This window comes from Candidatus Binatia bacterium (assembly GCA_036382395.1).
Taxonomy (GTDB): Bacteria; Desulfobacterota; Binatia; order HRBIN30; family HRBIN30; genus JAGDMS01.
The window spans coordinates 1-16,705 of sequence record DASVHW010000435.1; the positions used below are offsets into that span (position 1 = coordinate 1).

14 protein-coding genes are annotated in these 16,705 nt (G+C 64.0%); 4 read left to right on the plus strand and 10 right to left on the minus strand.

All coding sequences use genetic code 11. The features are described 5' to 3' along the window. From VF515_21560 to VF515_21595, 8 genes are all read right to left on the minus strand, one after another. A partial coding sequence (locus tag VF515_21560; protein ID HEX7410217.1) for a DUF4118 domain-containing protein occupies positions 1-402 on the minus strand: 402 nt, incomplete at its 3' end. A 150-nt stretch (positions 403-552) separates the two neighbouring features. After that, complete coding sequence (locus VF515_21565; GenBank protein ID HEX7410218.1) at positions 553-2,028, minus strand: leucyl aminopeptidase; 1,476 nt, start codon at positions 2,026-2,028, stop codon at positions 553-555. A gap of 37 nt (positions 2,029-2,065) precedes the next feature. Beyond that, on the minus strand, positions 2,066-2,344 hold the full coding sequence (locus VF515_21570) for a hypothetical protein (protein ID HEX7410219.1): 279 nt from the start codon (positions 2,342-2,344) through the stop codon (positions 2,066-2,068). Then, a complete protein-coding gene (locus tag VF515_21575) occupies positions 2,341-2,829 on the minus strand; it encodes a 6-carboxytetrahydropterin synthase (GenBank protein HEX7410220.1) in 489 nt (162 codons plus the stop codon). The genes VF515_21570 and VF515_21575 overlap by 4 nt, the downstream gene beginning before the upstream one ends. Positions 2,830-2,905: 76 nt before the next feature. After that, positions 2,906-3,217 (minus strand): hypothetical protein, encoded by a 312-nt coding sequence (locus VF515_21580; GenBank protein HEX7410221.1) that lies wholly within the window; start codon positions 3,215-3,217, stop codon positions 2,906-2,908. Next, positions 3,214-5,205, minus strand: a complete 1,992-nt coding sequence (locus VF515_21585) for a cation:proton antiporter (GenBank protein HEX7410222.1) — start codon at positions 5,203-5,205, stop codon at positions 3,214-3,216. Before VF515_21585 ends, VF515_21580 begins: the two co-directional genes overlap by 4 nt. A 79-nt stretch (positions 5,206-5,284) precedes the next feature. Beyond that, complete coding sequence (locus VF515_21590) at positions 5,285-6,373, minus strand: quinone-dependent dihydroorotate dehydrogenase (protein HEX7410223.1); 1,089 nt, start codon at positions 6,371-6,373, stop codon at positions 5,285-5,287. Between the two features lie 106 nt (positions 6,374-6,479). Next, positions 6,480-7,256, minus strand: coding sequence for a transglycosylase SLT domain-containing protein (locus tag VF515_21595; GenBank protein ID HEX7410224.1), 777 nt, complete (start codon positions 7,254-7,256; stop codon positions 6,480-6,482). 182 nt (positions 7,257-7,438) lie between these two features. Here VF515_21595 and VF515_21600 point away from each other — a divergent pair, with 182 nt between their 5' ends. Next, on the plus strand, positions 7,439-8,074 hold the full coding sequence (locus tag VF515_21600; GenBank protein ID HEX7410225.1) for a TetR/AcrR family transcriptional regulator: 636 nt from the start codon (positions 7,439-7,441) through the stop codon (positions 8,072-8,074). 127 nt (positions 8,075-8,201) lie between these two features. Here VF515_21600 and VF515_21605 read toward each other — a convergent pair whose 3' ends face one another. Continuing rightward, a complete protein-coding gene (locus tag VF515_21605) occupies positions 8,202-10,931 on the minus strand; it encodes a vitamin B12-dependent ribonucleotide reductase (GenBank protein HEX7410226.1) in 2,730 nt (909 codons plus the stop codon). 137 nt (positions 10,932-11,068) lie between these two features. Between VF515_21605 and VF515_21610 the strand changes: the two genes are divergently transcribed. Further along, the gene (locus VF515_21610) at positions 11,069-11,569 is read left to right on the plus strand and encodes a DUF721 domain-containing protein (protein ID HEX7410227.1); all 501 of its coding nucleotides are present in this window, start codon (positions 11,069-11,071) and stop codon (positions 11,567-11,569) included. Positions 11,570-11,611: 42 nt separating this feature from the next. On the opposite strand, the gene VF515_21615 is transcribed toward VF515_21610, so the two are convergent. Beyond that, positions 11,612-11,749 carry a hypothetical protein gene (locus VF515_21615; protein HEX7410228.1) on the minus strand — a complete coding sequence of 46 codons (138 nt, stop codon included), beginning with the start codon at positions 11,747-11,749 and terminating at the stop codon, positions 11,612-11,614. Between the two features lie 392 nt (positions 11,750-12,141). Here VF515_21615 and VF515_21620 point away from each other — a divergent pair, with 392 nt between their 5' ends. Next, the gene (locus tag VF515_21620) at positions 12,142-13,269 is read left to right on the plus strand and encodes a DNA repair exonuclease (protein ID HEX7410229.1); all 1,128 of its coding nucleotides are present in this window, start codon (positions 12,142-12,144) and stop codon (positions 13,267-13,269) included. Continuing rightward, positions 13,266-15,986 carry an AAA family ATPase gene (locus tag VF515_21625; protein ID HEX7410230.1) on the plus strand — a complete coding sequence of 907 codons (2,721 nt, stop codon included), beginning with the start codon at positions 13,266-13,268 and terminating at the stop codon, positions 15,984-15,986. The genes VF515_21620 and VF515_21625 overlap by 4 nt, the downstream gene beginning before the upstream one ends. Positions 15,987-16,705 lie beyond the last annotated feature (719 nt).

Sequence of the window (16,705 nt, forward strand, 5' to 3'; positions counted from 1 at the left end):
CGCCTCCTCCAAACGGCGATTCGCCTTGGCGATCTCACCCGCGCGTTCCTCGACGCGTCTTTCCAGTTCCTGCTGTCTGTCCCGCTCCCTGGAACCGAGCCAGGTCGTCACCGTGGCCACCAACACGAACAGCCCTAGCCGACCAAGGGCGATCAGGTTAGCACTGATCGTCGAAACGCCCACGGGCACGAACAAGTACGTGCCCGTGACCGTTGAAAGGACGGCAGCCAATACCCCCGGCCCGAGACCAGCGTAGCGCGCAGTGAACAATACCGCGAAGTAAAACGGCACATAGGGCGGAGGGAACATCGGTCCGAGCAGAACCTTCACCGCCGTAGCTAATGCAGTCCAAAAGACGGCGGCACCATAACGGGCTGCTCGCGAAGAGGTCAGCTGCGACATATATCGATGCTCGGCACTCCGATTCTCAAAGGTAAAATGAATTATCGATCGCTTCAGCCCGAGGAGTCAAACTCAGGCGTGCAGTTCCCCGCCGGTGCAGTGACACTCTGCTCGAAGCAACCGCGGGCGATCCGCTGGTGATCGAGCGGCCTATTGACTGAGTGTCCGAAGGTAGCGCAGCAGCGTACGCACACCAAAGCCGGTGGCACCGCGCGGGTGACAGGGCAAAGGCTTGTCGGCGAAGGCCGTGCTGGAGAAATCGACGTGGGCCCACGGCACTGTGCCGACGAACTCCCGCAAAAAGAGACCCGCCACGACCGTCCCCGCACCGGAGCCGCCGTCGCCGATGTTTTTGATGTCGGCCACCGTACTATCGAGATCCGCACGGTACGCGGCAACCAGCGGCAACTCCCACAAGTTCTCCCCACAGGCGCGCCCCGCCTCGATGAGTGCCCGCACCAGGGCAGCGTCCGTTCCCATGATTCCCGCGTAGCGGTTCCCCAATGCCACCCGAACCGCCGCGGTGAGGGTCGCCACATCGATGAGCACGTCCGGTTTAGCGGCAGCAGCGTACGACAACGCGTCCGCCAGAACCAACCGGCCTTCGGCGTCCGTATTCAGCACCTCGATGGTTTTGCCGTTGTGCGCGCGCACCACGTCGCCCGGCTTGATGGCGCGGCTGCCCGGCATGTTCTCCGTGGCAGGAACGTAGCCGCGCACCTCCACCGCCACCCCCAGGTCACGCACCACGCTCATCACCGCCAGCACCGCCGCCCCGCCGGCCATGTCTCGCTTCTGCACCTGCATGCTATCCGCCTGCTTGATCGACAATCCCCCACTGTCGAAGGTGATGCCTTTGCCGGCTAGCGCCACGCGCTGGCGCGGCCGCACGCTTGGCCGATAGACGAGCTCAATGAAACGCGGGGGTTGGGCGCTGCCCTGCGCTACACCGAGTAATGCCCCCATGCCGGCACGCTTGATGGCGCCAGCGCTGAGGACCCGTGCCTGCAACCGTTGCGCCCGGGCGATGCGTCTAGCTTCGCCGCCGAGGTAACTCGGGGTGACGATGCCCGCAGGCAGATTGATCAAGTCGCGGGCATAGCACGTCGCTTTCGCGCTCAGGTGCCCGCGTGCCACGGTGGCGCGCGCCGTAATATCCTCGCGTGCACCAGCTATGTGTACACGCAGGAGACGCGGACCACCGGGCTTCGCCGACTTCAAGCTATCGAACATGTAGCTGCTCAGATCAAGGCCCTCGACCACCGTCTCCAACACCTCCGTAGACATGGTGCCGGCAGACATCACCATCGCCGCACTGGTGGCCTTCAGATCGCGGGCACGGGTGACCACCGTGTCGGCACACTTGTACCAAGCCTCGACACCCGCGGCCGTGTCGACGCCGACAATCAGGAGATGCGCAGGCGGCAGGGTACCCTGCGTCTGAAATACAGCGACCTCTCCATCCGCACCTTGAAAACCTTGCTGGCGCGCTTCGGCGCTCAATTTCCTTTTCAGCCGCTGGTCGAGGCGCGCCAGCTCGCCCGAGTTCCAGTCGCGGCCGACAACCAGCACGAGCATCTGGGCATGGATGTCGGCAGCTTTGCTACGAGTGAGTGTCACGTCCATATGTCTGTACCCGGCCCTCGTGCTCCAGCTCGCCACGCTACTGACTGTGACGCTTGAGATAGTCCAGAACGATGTCCCGCTCCTGTGCCGTCAGCGGTGGCAGGCCGTGGCGCACGGTGTCCCCCTGCATCCTCTCAACCTGGAATTTCCACATTTCGAAGGTCAGGCTTCCTGGAGCATATATACGGTGACACGTGTCGCAGCGCTCGGCGTACAGCTTCGCGCCCGGAGAGTCGGGCTCGGGCAGCTTGGCGTTGCACGCGGCCATCGCTGCGAGAACGACCGCAGAGAGGCAAAAGCCTGTGCCCCGTCTCATAGCGATTCTCGGAAGTATGCAGCCTGGCCGGTCGTCTCCTCGACTCCAATCTGAATGGCGTGGATCCGCTCGACCTTTGCCGCCGCCAACTCGCGCCGGACTTCACCGGCCAGGTAGCGCGCCAGCTCTTCGGCGGAGCTGTGCACGATGGGCAGCAGCACGACATCCTTGCTGGGAAAACTGAACTCATCGTCTTCGTAACCAATGATGACCTGGCGGCCGTCCTCACGGATGCGCAAACAATCACTCTGCGCGGGGATGATGAACTTTTCGTCCAGCCGGCCGCAGACCCGCTTGGTGATCTGCTTGGCGATGCCGAAGTCGAGAACGTAGCCCTCCGGCCCCAGATCGCCTTCGATGTCCACCGACACCCGGTAGTTGTGCCCGTGCAGGCCCTCGCGGAAGCCCTTGTACGCGATAAAGTGCGCTGCCGAGAACTTCAGATAATCCTTGGTCACGTGTACCCGGAATGTCTGCGTACCCATAGAAATCACCGCCTGCTGCCCAGGCCTTACCACAGGCAATCGCTCGTGCAAGCCGCTGGTTGTGCAGCCTCTGCTCTCAGTGGAACACCGCCGTCACGTCAAAATACGTCAGCTCGTCACGCTCGCACTGGTTACACACCAGACGCACGATGCGGAAGCGACGCTCGCCCACCGCTCGCGAGGTTTCACCGTTCACCACCAGGAGTCCACCGCAGCGGCAGGACCTGCCACAGAGCGCGGCATCGATCTCGTCGAAGCGACTCACCGCTACTGGGCGATGAATGGTGGCGCCCGGCCGGCGCTGTTCGGTGCGCCGGCGCTGCCAGCGCCGGATACCGACCGACACCACCGCCACCAGCACGGCAAGGCCAAGCACGAGCCCAATCACGTCAGGGCCGCCTCGGAATCCGACGCCACGCCGAGCCGGGTCAGCGCCTGGTCCAACTGCGCGTGATTGCCGACCATCACGAGAATGTCTCCCGACTCGATCACCAGGTCCGGCGACGGGTTGGTCGTCGGCTGACCGTTACGGACGACGGCAATGATGGTGACGCCCGTCATCTTGCGCAGCTGGAGCTCGCGGATCGAGCCTCCGGCCGCCAGCGAGCTTTCCGGCACCATGAAACTTTCCGTCGTCGTCGCAGCGAGAATCTGCCCCAACTGGTCCAACGTCTGCCGCGGCAGCTCCAGTCCCCGCAACATGCGGTATCCCTGCTTGCGGATCAGCTCGACCTGGAGCGTGATGACGTTGCGCGGCACGCGCAGGCGGCGCAGCACGCGCGCGAAGATTTCCACCGAGGTTTCAAATTCCTCCGGGATCACTTCGGTCGCGCCCAGGCGGTGGAGTTCATCCATTTCCGCCACGTAGCGCGTGCGCACGATGATGGGCGCCTGCGCATTCATCTGGCGGGCAAGCGCCACGATGCGCCGGGTCGCCACCGGATCGGAGATGGCGACCACGATCACGTGCGCCGCCGCAACGCCAGCCTGGCGCAAGACCTCGGCCCGGGTGCCGTCACCGTAGAGGACCGGTTTTCCGCTGTCCCGCGCCGCCGCCAGCCGATCCGGATTGATCTCGAGAATCACGTACGCCAAGCCGGTCTGCTGCAATACGTGGGCGAGGTTCTCTCCGTTGAGGCCGTACCCCACGACGAGAACGTGGTTGCGCGCGGGGTGACGTTCGCTGCCCGCGTCCGGCTCGGCAACCCCGAGCCAGCGCTGCGGCGCGTAGCTCACTCTGGTCGCAACATACATCAAGAATGGGGTCGCCAGCATGGTGAGCACCGCAACCGCGACGAATACCTCATACTGGGGCGGCAAGATCAGGCCAGCCGGCAACGCGACGCGTGCGAGCACAAAAGATAACTCCCCAATCTGTGCCAGCGACAGTCCTGTCGTGATGGCAACACGGGGAGAACGGTAGAAGGAAAACCCGGCAACCGTCGCCACTAGGGCTTTGCACACGATGACCAACACGGCCGCGACACCCAAACTCAGAAAATGGTGGCGCAGGAGATCGAGGGGCAACAGCATGCCGATTGAAATGAAGAAGATGCTGTTGAAGGTATCGCGAAACGGGAGGATGTCGGCGGTGGCCTGGTGGCTGTACTCGGACTCCGAGATCACCAGGCCGGCAATGAGCGCGCCCACAGCCAGCGACAGACCGAACCGTGCCGCCAACCAGGCCGTCCCCAGGCAGAACAACACGATGGCCCCGGTGAACAACTCGCGGCTGCGCAGGCGCACGATCTGACGCAAGACGGCCGGCATCAACAGGCGTGCCGCCAGCACGATGACGGCGACAGCTACGGCCGCCTGCATCAGCACGGTGGCGACGGCCAGCCACGACATGGCAGCAGCGCTGCCCAGGAGCCGGGTGAGCAGCATCATTGGAATCAAACACAGGTCCTGGATGAGCAGAATGCCGACGGCCAGCCGTCCGTGCGGCGCGTTGATTTCGCCGCGGTCACTCAGCGTCTTCAGCACGATCGCCGTGCTCGATTGAATGACCAGAAACGCAAACACCAGGGAGGAAGAAACGGAAAATCCTGCCGCCAGGGCGATGCCGCAACCCAGCGCCCCGGTGATGAGTATTTGCAGGCTGCCGGACCAGACGATGATGCGACCCAGGCGAGCGAGTTGGCTCAGGGACAACTCCAAGCCCACCACGAACAGCAGCAGCACCAGGCCGAGTTCCGCCAAGCTCTCCACGTCCGCAGTCTGCGCGATGAGGCCCGCGCCGTTGGGACCGATGATGATCCCGGCGATGAGGAAACCCACGACGGACGGCACATTCAGCCGCTGAAAGATGAACACGATGGGGAGCGCGGTCGCGAAGAGGACGACCAGGTCCCGCAGGATCGCCCCCTCAGCCATAGATCGCGCTCGTGAATCGCGTGCGTGAGTCGTGTGCCGCACTCTGCCGGTTTATGCGAGCACGCTTCACCAGCACGAGTCACGCATCCTTCCCGACCGCGTCCCGCAGGTGCGCCAAGCCGTCTCGCCGCAACAGGTCCGCCAGGCCGCCTGCAATCCGGCGCGCCAGTCGGGGTCCTTCGAAGATCATGCCGGTGTAAATCTGCACCAGGGAGGCTCCGGCGCGAATTTTCGCGTAGGCGTCGGCGGCGGTGAAGATTCCGCCCACTCCGATGATCGGGAGTTCGGGGCCGGCGAGGCGATGGAGCGTGCGGATCACGGCTGTGGCCCGCTGGCGCAACGGCGCTCCGCTCAGGCCCCCGGCTTCTTCGATGTGCGTGGTCACACCCTGGCGCTGGATGGTGGTGTTGGTGGCCACGAAGCCGCTGGCGCCGCCGCGGCGCGCAACTTCAACGATCCCGGGCAATGCCTCATCGGCAAGATCGGGCGCGACCTTCACCAGCAGCGGTCGCGGCACCTGCTGGTGCGTGCGTGCCAGCGTGTCGTTCTCCTTGGCCAGCGCGCCGAGCAGTGCCGCGAGGCGTTGCTCCGTCTGCAGTTCCCGTAGCCCCGGCGTGTTGGGGGAGCTGACGTTGATGACGATGTAATCGGCGAAGACGAACAGCTGCCGAAAGCTGCGCAGGTAGTCCTCCACCGCCTGTTCCAGGGACGCGGTGCGAGACTTACCGATGTTGATGCCCAGCGGAATGGTTGGGCGACGCACGCTCTGCAGCTGCGCCAACCGTAGCGCCACGGCCGTGGCGCCGGAGTTGTTGAAGCCGAGCCGGTTGATGAGCGCACGATCACGTGGCAGCCGGAATATCCGCGGCCGTGGGTTGCCCGGCTGCGCCTCGGCGGTGATGGTACCCACCTCCGCAAAACCGAAACCGAGCAATGGCCAGACGTGTGGAGCACGGGCGTCCTTGTCAAATCCGGCCGCCAAGCCCACCGGATTGGGAAATGAAATGTTCCACACACGCTGGGTCACGGCCGGGTGTGTCCACGGCCGTGGGGGAAAACGGCACGCCAGCACGCGCTGGTAGGCAGCCAAGCCACTGAAAACCAAATCGTGAGCCCGTTCAGGCTCGAAGCGAAAGAGCAGCGGGCGCAGGGCGTGGTAGAGCATCATTGTCACTGATTGACCGATGGCTGCGTCTCTCGTGGGGCACGGCGCACCGTACGCCTACGGACATGTCAATACGTCAAGGTAGCCTGGTGGAGCAACCAACGGGCTGCTAGCCGTTTGCCGAGGCGGCTTCGGAAGATGACAGCGCGTCGGAGTCAGTCGGCGCGGCGGTCTGCAGCTTGTAGCGCTGGTAGCGCTCCAGGATGCGTGCAACGTAGGCCACCGTGTCGCTCCCTTTCGCAAAGCCGTTGGGCAGCTGCGTGTAGAGGGACGGTTCCTCGAGGCGTGGCAGCATCAGCTCCAGCGCGCTCTCCCACCGGTTCGGATCGTACCCGAAGCGGCGCGCCAGCGCCTGTGCATCCCGAACGTGCCCTGGTCCCACGTTGTAGGCCGCCAAGATGATGGCCAGTCGATCACGGCCGTCAGCGGTACGGAACGCTTCGTCGAGCTGCCGCAGGTAGCGCACCCCGGTCTGTACATTGTCTGCCGGCGCATGGAACCGCACCGCGCCCACGGCTTCTGCGGCGATCGGCCGCACCTGCATCAAACCGACCGCGCCCTTTTCGCTGCGGCTAGCTGGATCAAAGCGGGACTCTTCAAAGATCAGTGCCGCGATCAAACGCCAATCGAAGCCCTCGGCTTTAGCGTGGTGCGCAATGAGGCGATCGAACGGCGAAATCGTGATGGCCAAGCTGGACCGTGGGGGGGCTGCCGTCATCTCGGCGAGCAACGGGATGGGGACCTCAGCACCATCGACTCGGATGTACCAACCGCCAGCCTGGAGCGACCACGACCCAGGGCGCGCCGCCGGGGCTGCCGTAGCGAGCAGAGCCGTCGGCTCTTCCGCAATCGTTTCCTGGGGTGGCTCCGCTCGTCCCTGCTGCAATACGACTGCGATTGCAAGCGTCCCCAGCCCCACCGCCCCACAGCGAAGCGCCCCGCTCAACCAAGAGGGGCCGCTCGTCATTTGGGCGGCACTTTGCACGACTCGCGGTTCGGATGCAAGCGCAAATCCGCGTTGACATACCACGGCGTTTTACTCTAGCTTAGCAGCGAGAGACGCAACTCATGTCCGAGCCTCAGACACTGGATACCCTTCAGACTCGCGAGAAGATTCTCGCCTCCGCCAGCCAGCTCTTTTCCGAGCAAGGGTACGAGAACACATCCTTGTCGCAAGTTGCCCGCCAGGCCAAGGTGAGCAAGGCGCTGATTTTCTGGCACTTCGATTCGAAGGAAAAGCTCTATCGCAGCGCCTTACGGAAGACGCTGGAGCCCTACTTCATCAATGTCGATGGTCTCGAAGGTCTCGGCGAACGCGAACAGGTCGAGCGGCTCATCGATCTCTTTTACGACTTCGTTCACGAGAACGTGTACTCGGTCCGGTTCTTTCTCAGCCTGACACTACAGGCCGAGCAGCAGCCCGATGAAGTCTTGAGTCGCGTCAACGAACTCTACCGCATCTTCCGCAAATCACTGGCTGAAATCATCGAGAACGGCCGACGGCGGGGCACCTTTCGCACCGACATCGACCCGGAGCGCGACGCCGCACTGATCATGGCGGCACTCGGTGGAATCCTGATCCAGCAGTTCATGAGCGATGGCTCCCCGTACGATCCGAAGGACCTCATCGAGCATCTCAAGACCATCCTCTTCCAGCGGCTTGTCGTACCGGCTGCAGGGAGCACAGCCGCGGGGCGCCCGTAGCGGGCGCCCCGCCCGAGTCAGCCTCGGCCGCCACCCCAACCGCAGGGAAGGTGCTCCGCACCACCACCACACCGCACACCCCTTCCCTTCCACGCCGGCATCGTCTTTTCCGTTGGTAACCCGTGTCTCACGAGCAGCCGCTGGTCGCGCCACAATTGAGACACTTGTAACAGCTCCCGTTGCGGATCATGATCGCGCCGCAATCGGAGCAACTCGGCGCATCAGCTTGCGGACTGAACCCAAGCGCTGTAACCGTCGAGCCGCGATCAACCCCGTGCTTGTCAGCGGGAACCGCTTTACTTTCCGCCGCACTGGTTTCCGCCACTCCCAAGCCCATCTCCGTCCGCTGTTCCGCGTTGAGGAAGCGCGTCCCAAGGAAGCGGAAAATATAGTCGATCAACGATTTCGCAATCGGGATGTCCGGATTCTTGGTAAAGCCCGACGGTTCGAAGCGGACGTGACTAAACTTGCTCACCAGCACTGCCAATGGCACCCCGTACTGTAAGGCCATGGAGGTCAGGATGCCGATGGTATCCATCAAGCCGGCAATGGTACTACCTTCCTTGGCGATCTTGATGAACAGCTCCCCCGGCGTGCCATCATCGTACAAGCCGACGTGGATGTAACCCTCGTGCCCGGCGATATCGAATTTGTGCCGCAGCGAGCGACAGTCCTGTGCCAGGCGACGGCGTACGGGTCGAAACTCCACCGCCGGCGCCCGCTTGTCCTGTCGTGCCGTGTTCAGCGGCTGCGTGCGTTTGCAGCCATCGCGGTAGATGGCCACGGCCTTCACGCCCAGGTGCCAGGCCTCGATGTACGCCTGCATGATGTCGTCCACGGTCGCGGCGTTGGGCATGTTGATGGTTTTCGAGATGGCCCCCGAGATGAACGGCTGCACCGCACCCATCATGCGCAAGTGACCGAGCGGATGGATCGAGCGCGCACCATTCGCCGCCTTGAAGGCGCAATCGAACACGGGCAGGTGCTCATCTTTCAGCTCCGGCGCGCCCTCGATGGTGTCGTGTTCATCGATATACTCGACAATCGACTGGATTTCCTTCGACTCGTATCCCAGGCGTTTGAGGGCGCGCGGCACGGTGTTGTTGATGATCTTGAGCATGCCGCCGCCCACCAGCTTCTTGTATTTCACCAGCGCAATGTCCGGCTCGACGCCGGTGGTATCGCAGTCCATCATGAAGGCAATGGTACCGGTCGGCGCCAGAACGGTGACTTGCGAGTTGCGAAACCCGGCCTCCCTGCCGAGCCCGTAGGCGTCGTCCCACACGACGCGGGCGGCGCTCAGCAATTCAAGCGGAGCGTAGGCCGAGTCGATCTTGTGCGCGGCGCCGCGGTGGCGGCCAATCACATCCAGCATCGGCTCACGGTTCGCAGCGTATCCCGCAAACGGCCCCAGCTGCCGGGCGACGCGCGCCGACTGGGCGTAGGCTTCCCCGCACATCAGCGAGGTGACCGCCGCCGCATATTGGCGGCCGGCTTCCGAGTCGTACGGCAGCCCGAGCGCCATCAGCAACGCCCCCAGGTTGGCGTAGCCCAAACCCAATTGGCGGAAGGCCCTGGCGTTCTCGGTAATCTGCGGCGTCGGGTAACTGGAGTGGTCGACGATGATGTCCTGCGCTGTGATCATCACGTCCACGGCATGGCGGAAGGCGGCGGTATCGAACTCGCCGCTGTCGCCGACGAACTTCATCAGGTTGAGCGAAGCCAGGTTACAGGCCGAGTTGTCGAGGTGCATGTATTCCGAACACGGGTTCGAAGCGTTGATGCGTCCCGAGTTCGGACAGGTGTGCCAGCTATTGATGGTGGTATCGAACTGCATTCCCGGATCGCCGCACACATGGGTGGCTTCGGCAATCATGCGCAGAAGGTCTCGCGCCCGGTAGGTGTCGGCTGGCTGTCCGGTCCGCACGTAGCGGGTTTGCCAGACATCGTCCTCCTCGGCCGCACGCATGAAGGCATCGGTCACCCGCACCGAGTTGTTGGCGTTCTGGAAGAAGACCGACCCGTAGGCAGGGCCGTCGAGCGAGCCGTCGTAACCGGCGTCGATCAGCGCCCACGCCTTCTTTTCCTCCTCCTCCTTGCAGCGGATGAAGTCGACGATGTCGGGATGATCGGCGTTGAGCACGACCATCTTCGCCGCACGCCGGGTCTTGCCGCCCGACTTGATGACCCCGGCCGACGCATCGGCGGCCTTCATGAAAGACACCGGTCCCGATGCCGTGCCACCGCCGGCGAGCTTCTCCTTGCCGGAACGAATACGGGACAAGTTCACGCCCGAACCCGATCCACCTTTGAAGATGATGCCCTCATTGCGATACCAGCCGAGGATCGATTCCATCGTGTCTTCGACAGAGAGGATGAAACAGGCCGAGCACTGGGGTTGCGGCTCGATACCGACGTTGAACCACACCGGGCTGTTGAAGGCCGCCTTCTGCTCGACCAGCAGATGCGTCAGCTCGGCAGCGAACACCTCGGCGTCCTGTGGCGCGGCGAAGTATCCTTGCTGCTCACCCCAACCGCGAATCGTGCGCACGACGCGGCTGATGAGCTGCCGCACACTCTGCTCACGCTCGGGGGCGCCGAGCGGTCCACGGAAGTACTTGGAAACGACGACGCTGGTCGCCAGCTGCGACCACGCCTTGGGGATCTCCACGGCGTGTTGCTCGAAGACCACCTCGCCCTTCTCACCGCTGATCAACGCGTCGCGAAGTTCCCACTCCACCGCGTCGAAGGGATCCACCTCTGGGGTCGTGAAATATCGGGGAACGGTCAAACCTTGCCCTGGAGCGGCCACCCCTGCCTGCCCCTCTTCCTTCCTCTTGCGCGCCACCTCGGTCATCGCGCCCTCCCCTCCATCTTGTATGGGCATTGCTGATACACCCAATATATAGGGCTGTCAATACAATTCTAGCCGAACAGACAGCGAAAGTCAGCGGGCTCGTGTTTTCCGCCGATGCCCCATAGAATAGCAGCGACATGAAGCCGCCCAGCCTACGTCCGAGCCCCGTCGCTGATGTCCTCAGCCGCGTCTTGCAACGCGTCGATCCCGAGCAGGAGCTGCGTGTCTATCGCATTTGGACCTTCTGGGATGACGAAGTTGGTAGCGCCATTGCGCGGCGCGCCCAACCCGTTCGTTTTCGCGACGGCGTCCTCTTCGTCGCCGTCGCGACACATAGCTGGATGCAGGAGTTGCGCTTCATGAAAGACGACATTCGCGACCGTCTCAATGCGCGGCTCGGCGCCACACTGGTGCGGGACATCTTCTTCATCTCGGGGCAGGTGGAGAGCCCACCCGCAGCGGACGCCGCCGCGCCCCGTGAAGAGACGCCGGCCGGACCGAACCTGATCCCGCTTCCGCCGATCGCCGACCCCGAGCTCGCGGGCGCCTTCAACCGCGTCGTCCAGGCACGCGCCAGACGGCTGGCGCTCACGCCGCGCCGCCCCACGGGCCGGCCCCGCGCCAGGAGGCCGCGTTAGGGGGGCCTCCATCGGCATTTTCCACACGCGAGAAGGTGGCGTTCACACCAGGCCGTGCACTTTTGCAAACGGATCCCAGCTGGCGTCGCGGTGCCATTCGTACTCGGTCGCGATCGCGAGCCGTTCGCTCAATTCCTTGCCGAACATGCGGGCGATGACGGCAAGCGGCCAGACTCCCATGAGGCATTTCCTGAGCCCAGTCGAAGGGCGTATCTCGTTGGAACCCTCTGGCAAGAGACGTTTGGCTTCGTGTCGGTTCAGGACTACAAGAAGCTACTGATGAATGCGTTCGAGCGCTTGTCCGTCATCTGGGTCGGACCCGCGCAACGGCTCGCGAAGACTCGATAAGATGCAACTAACAACGCCCCCCGAGGTCTTAGAGCCGCATTTTCGGGGTCGAAATGGCTGGAGCAAGGAAGGACGGGCTACGGTCACCAGGGCTTACAGCCCCTATTGCGATGTCGAAAACGGGGCAGTAAGCCCTTCGCAGCAGGCGTTTTTCGGGCGAAAGGGCCACCGCATCAGTAGGTTGCGCCGGTCCGACCCCACCTGGGCTGTTACCTAGTGAGATCATGAAGTTCCTCCACACCGCAGACTGGCAGATCGGCATGCGGGCCGCGCGTGTGGGTGCGGCGGGTGTGCGGGTGCGCGAGGAGAGGCTGGACGCGGCGCGGCGAGTCGTCGATGCGGCGCGCGGTGCGGGAGTCGAGTTTGTCGTCATCTGCGGCGACACGTTCGAGGACAACGGTGTTGATCGTGTGCTCGTGCAGAAGGTGGCCGACATCTTGGCCGGATTCGGCGGGCCGATTTACGTGACTCCGGGAAATCATGATCCGTTGACGCCCGGCTCGGTGTGGGAGCATCCGGCGTGGCGATCCATCGCCAACGTACAAGTGCTGCGCGAAGATATTCCGCTCGATGTCCTGGGCGGAACGCTCTTCCCGTGTCCGGCGCGAGAGCAGCACTCGGGCAAGGATCCAACGGCCTGGATTCCTGCAGGCGAGTCACGCGGGATTCGCGTAGGGCTGGCGCACGGGACGGTTGAAGGGGTGTGCCAGGAGGAGCCCGACTATCCGATCCCGCGCGATGCGGCGGTGCATGCCGCGCTAGACTATCTGGCCATCGGGCACTGGCATTCGACGGCGATGTATCCGGCACCAGACGGCGTGGTGCGCATGGCCTATTCGGGCACGCACGAGACGACGAAGTTCGGCGAACGGGATAGCGGGAACGCATTGATCGTGGAGATCGCCGCTCCCGGCGCCGCGCCGGTCATCACTCCGGTTCGAACAGGCAGACTGGCGTGGTCGGTGATCGAGGAGGAGTTGCGCCAGCCGGGTGACCTCGCGCGCCTGCGTGAACGCGTTGAGGCGCTGGAGGATCCGGGCGCCACACTGTTGGACCTGCGCGTTGCTGGTTTGCTCTCGGCGCAGGATCGCGACGAGTTAGCGCGCATCGAGGAAATCCTCGCATCGCGATTCCTTTTCGGGCGCATTGACCCGACGCGCCTGCGGCCGTCGCCGACCGATGACAGCTGGATCGCCGGCCTGCCGGCGGGCGCGCTACGCGAGGCCGCGACGAAGTTGCGAGAGCTGGCGGATCCGGCCTACGCCGGCCCGCGCCCGGAGGGCGCGTCGCCGGAAGTCGCGTGTCGGGCGTTGTTGGAGTTGTATGCGCTGGCGTCGGAGGGTGGCGCGTGATCCTTCGCTCGATTGCCGTCCAGGGATGGCGGTGTTTCGCGAACCCCGTCTCCGTTGGCCCGTTCACGGACGGCTTGAACGTTGTGCACGCACCCAACGCCACGGGGAAGTCGACGCTCTTTGAAGCGCTCCTACGCGGCCTGCTCGACGGGCATCGAGTCAGCGGTCGTGATGTAGAGAACCTGCGCCCATGGGGGCGCGAGCTGGCACCGACCGTGACGGTGGACTTTTCACACGGTGGTGCGGAATACCGAATGATGAAACGCTTCCTCGACCGTCCCTCGGCCGAGTTGGAGCGCCGCGAGAATGGAAGCTTCGTCCGCATGGCGGAGGGCGAGGCCGCGGACGAAAAGATTCGAGAGATTCTCACGCGCAATCCGCCGGGCCGCGGGTTGTCACGGCCTGAGAATTGGGGGCTTGCACAGATCTTGTGGGCGCCACAGGGCGATCTGGCGCTTGGCAAGTTGTCGGGGGATCTCGTCGCCGACATTCGAACCGCCCTTGGTGTGCAGGTGTCGGGCCCGGGCAGCGGGCCGCTGGAGGAGCGAATCGAGACGGCGTACCTTCGGTTCTTCACGACCGGCGGCCAGTACCGACGAGGTAAGGACGCGCCAGCAGTGGTGCGGTTGCGCGACAGCTTGCAGGCCGCACTCGAAGCGCAGCGCACTGCGGGCGAGCAACAGCGGATCTTTGAGGATGCGGCACGTCGGGTCGAGGATCTGCGCGCGCGCCGCGCGCAAGCCCGGCGCGACGCCAACGCACTGACGAAGTCCCTCCGCGATGCACGGACGCGGGCTGAAGCGTACAGGGGACTCGCATCCGATAAGGCACAGCGCGTGGAGCGAGTGAAGGCGGCCGAGGCTCAGCACCGCGCGCTGCAGCAGCGCATCGAGGCGATCAAGACCGCGGTGAAGGAGCTGGTCGACGTGCGGCACATCCTCGCCCAGCTCCGCTCCGAGCTGCCGTCGCGGGTTCGCGAGGTCGAGCAGCACGAGATAGCGGCCGCGCGGACGCAGACGGCGCTCGAAGATATTCGTAAGACACGCGACGCGAATGAAGCAGCGAGGCAGCGCGCCGAGCTTGCGGGCCGTTATCTCGACGAGCTGCGCCGGGCATCGGCCCTCGATGATCGGTTGCGCCGAATTGCCGAGGCATCCGAAACTCTTGCGCAGCACAAGCTGGAGCGCAGCCGCCTAATCGCGCCCGATGCGAAGACGCTGCGCGCGATCCGCAAGGCAATGAAGGACCACGACGCCGCGCAGGTGCGCCTCGAAGCCGCGCTGATCACGCTGGAGATCGTTCCCGAGGAAGCCGTTGCACTCGTTATCGTGTCTGGTGAAGAACCCGGAGAGCGATCGCTCTCAGCGGGGGTGCCCACGCAAGTGAAGGGGTCCCCCGAGGTCGTTGTCGACTTACCCGGCATCGCCCGCCTCCGCGCCCGCGGGCCTGCCAGTTCGATCGCTGAGATCCGCGCCGACCGGGAGAAGGCGGGGCAGAAGCTGAAAGCTCTGACCGAGACATTTGGCACCGCGGACCTTGATGCGTTGGACGCATTGCAGGACAAGGCGACGCAGCTGGACGAACGAGTCGCGGCCGCGCAAACACAGATCGACACTCTGCTGGCTGGGGAGGCAGTCGAGCAGATCGAAGCGGAACGCGCCACGCTCGCGGCGGCGATCTCGCGGATCGTCGCGGGTTGTCCGGACTGGCGCGACGCAGCTCCCGATGCGGAGGCGCTCAGAGCCGCGGCCGATGCGGGCAAGCGAGCGTTCCTCGCTTCTCTCGACACGGCTGAGGCCGCTCGCGACGCTGCGCAGGTTGCCCTGAACGCGGCCAGCCAACAACGGGGCACGGTTGAGGTGCGCATTGAAGAGACCGACCGACGTGAGCGATCGTTGGCCGCCAAGTTCGCTGACCTGACCAACGACGGCAAGTCTGAGGTGGAACGCGAGAGTGAGCTGAGAGGAATCGTTCTTGCCTGGGATGCTGCGCGGGCAGGTCTCGAAGAGATCGAGGCCAAGCTCTCCGAGTTTGGCGACGATCCCGGCACCGCGGTGACCACGCTGGAGAAGCAACTGCAGGCCGCCGACGATACGGCAACCAAAGCGCTCGAACAGGAAAAGAGCGAAGAGGGCCGGCTCATGCACGCTTCAGCGCAGGGCCCGTATTCGGTTCTTGCTCGGGCGGAGGAGGAAGTTGCCCGCTTGAACCGCGAGGTTGCCAGCGACGAGCTGCGGCTGGCCGCCATCCGCCTGCTGCGGACAACGGTGGAGCAGACTCGAAGTGAAGCGCTCGCCGCCGTGGCGGGTCCGGTGGAAGCCGCGGCAACTCGCACGCTGCAGCGTATCGCTGGCAATCGACTGGGCCGTGTCCAGCTCGGGGAAGCGTTCGAACCCACGCAGATGATGCCGGGAATTGCGAATGCGCCGGTGTCGATCGAAAGCATGTCAGGCGGTGAGCGCGAGCAGATCTACCTCGCTACACGACTCGCTTTGGCCGATGTGCTCGCCAAAGGCGAACGCCAACTCGTGGTTCTGGACGACGTGCTAGTTGCGACTGACGCCGGACGCCTTGCCCGTGTGATGCGGATACTGGAAGAGGCCGCGCAACGATTGCAGGTGCTCATCCTTACGTGTCACCCAGAACGGTACTTGGGTCTGGATGGCGCACGCTTCTTCGATCTGGAGGTAACTCTTCGTGACGGCGCGGCGGTGTGACCGACTCGCGCCGTGAATTGTGACAGACGCACGCACTGGACTTTTGTGATCGCCGCCGGTCGGTCTGATCGTCTGCCGCCTCGCCAGCGTCCCTGTGAGGCGGAGTGGATGGCAGGATGGCGCTCCTTCCGACGGCTGCTCCTCTTTGGTATTAATCCCCTGTTCATCATCTGGGTCAGTCCGTCATCTGGGTCGGACCCGCGCAACGGCTCGCGAAGACTCGATGAGATGCAACTAACAACGCGCCCCGAGGTCTTACAGCCGCATTTTCGCGGTCGAACTGGCTGGAGCAAGGAAGGACGGGCTGCGGTCACCAGATCTTAAAGCCCCTATTGCGATGTCGAAAACGGGGCAGTAAGCCCTTCGCAGCAGCCGTTTTTCGGACGAAACGGCCACCGCATCAGTAGGTTGCGCCGGTCCGACCCGACGTGAGCTCCTTGCGGGCATGGTGATCGGCGTCGTCGCGGTACTCGACACGGACGGCAACCTCAGTCTGGCCATCGCTCATCCGGGCTCATCGTTCATTCATTTAGGGGTGTTGCATCTGGCCCCGTTCATCGCCATGCTGGCCATCTACGCGCTCTGGAGCGAATCCAATGCTCAGCGGTGCTATCCTACTGCTCATGCGCTCGCCGCATAACTCACGTCCGAGAAATGGTGCTTCTCGGCCGGACTTCCAGGTAGATAGCGATGGCGGACCGCAGTCCTAGAACAACGCA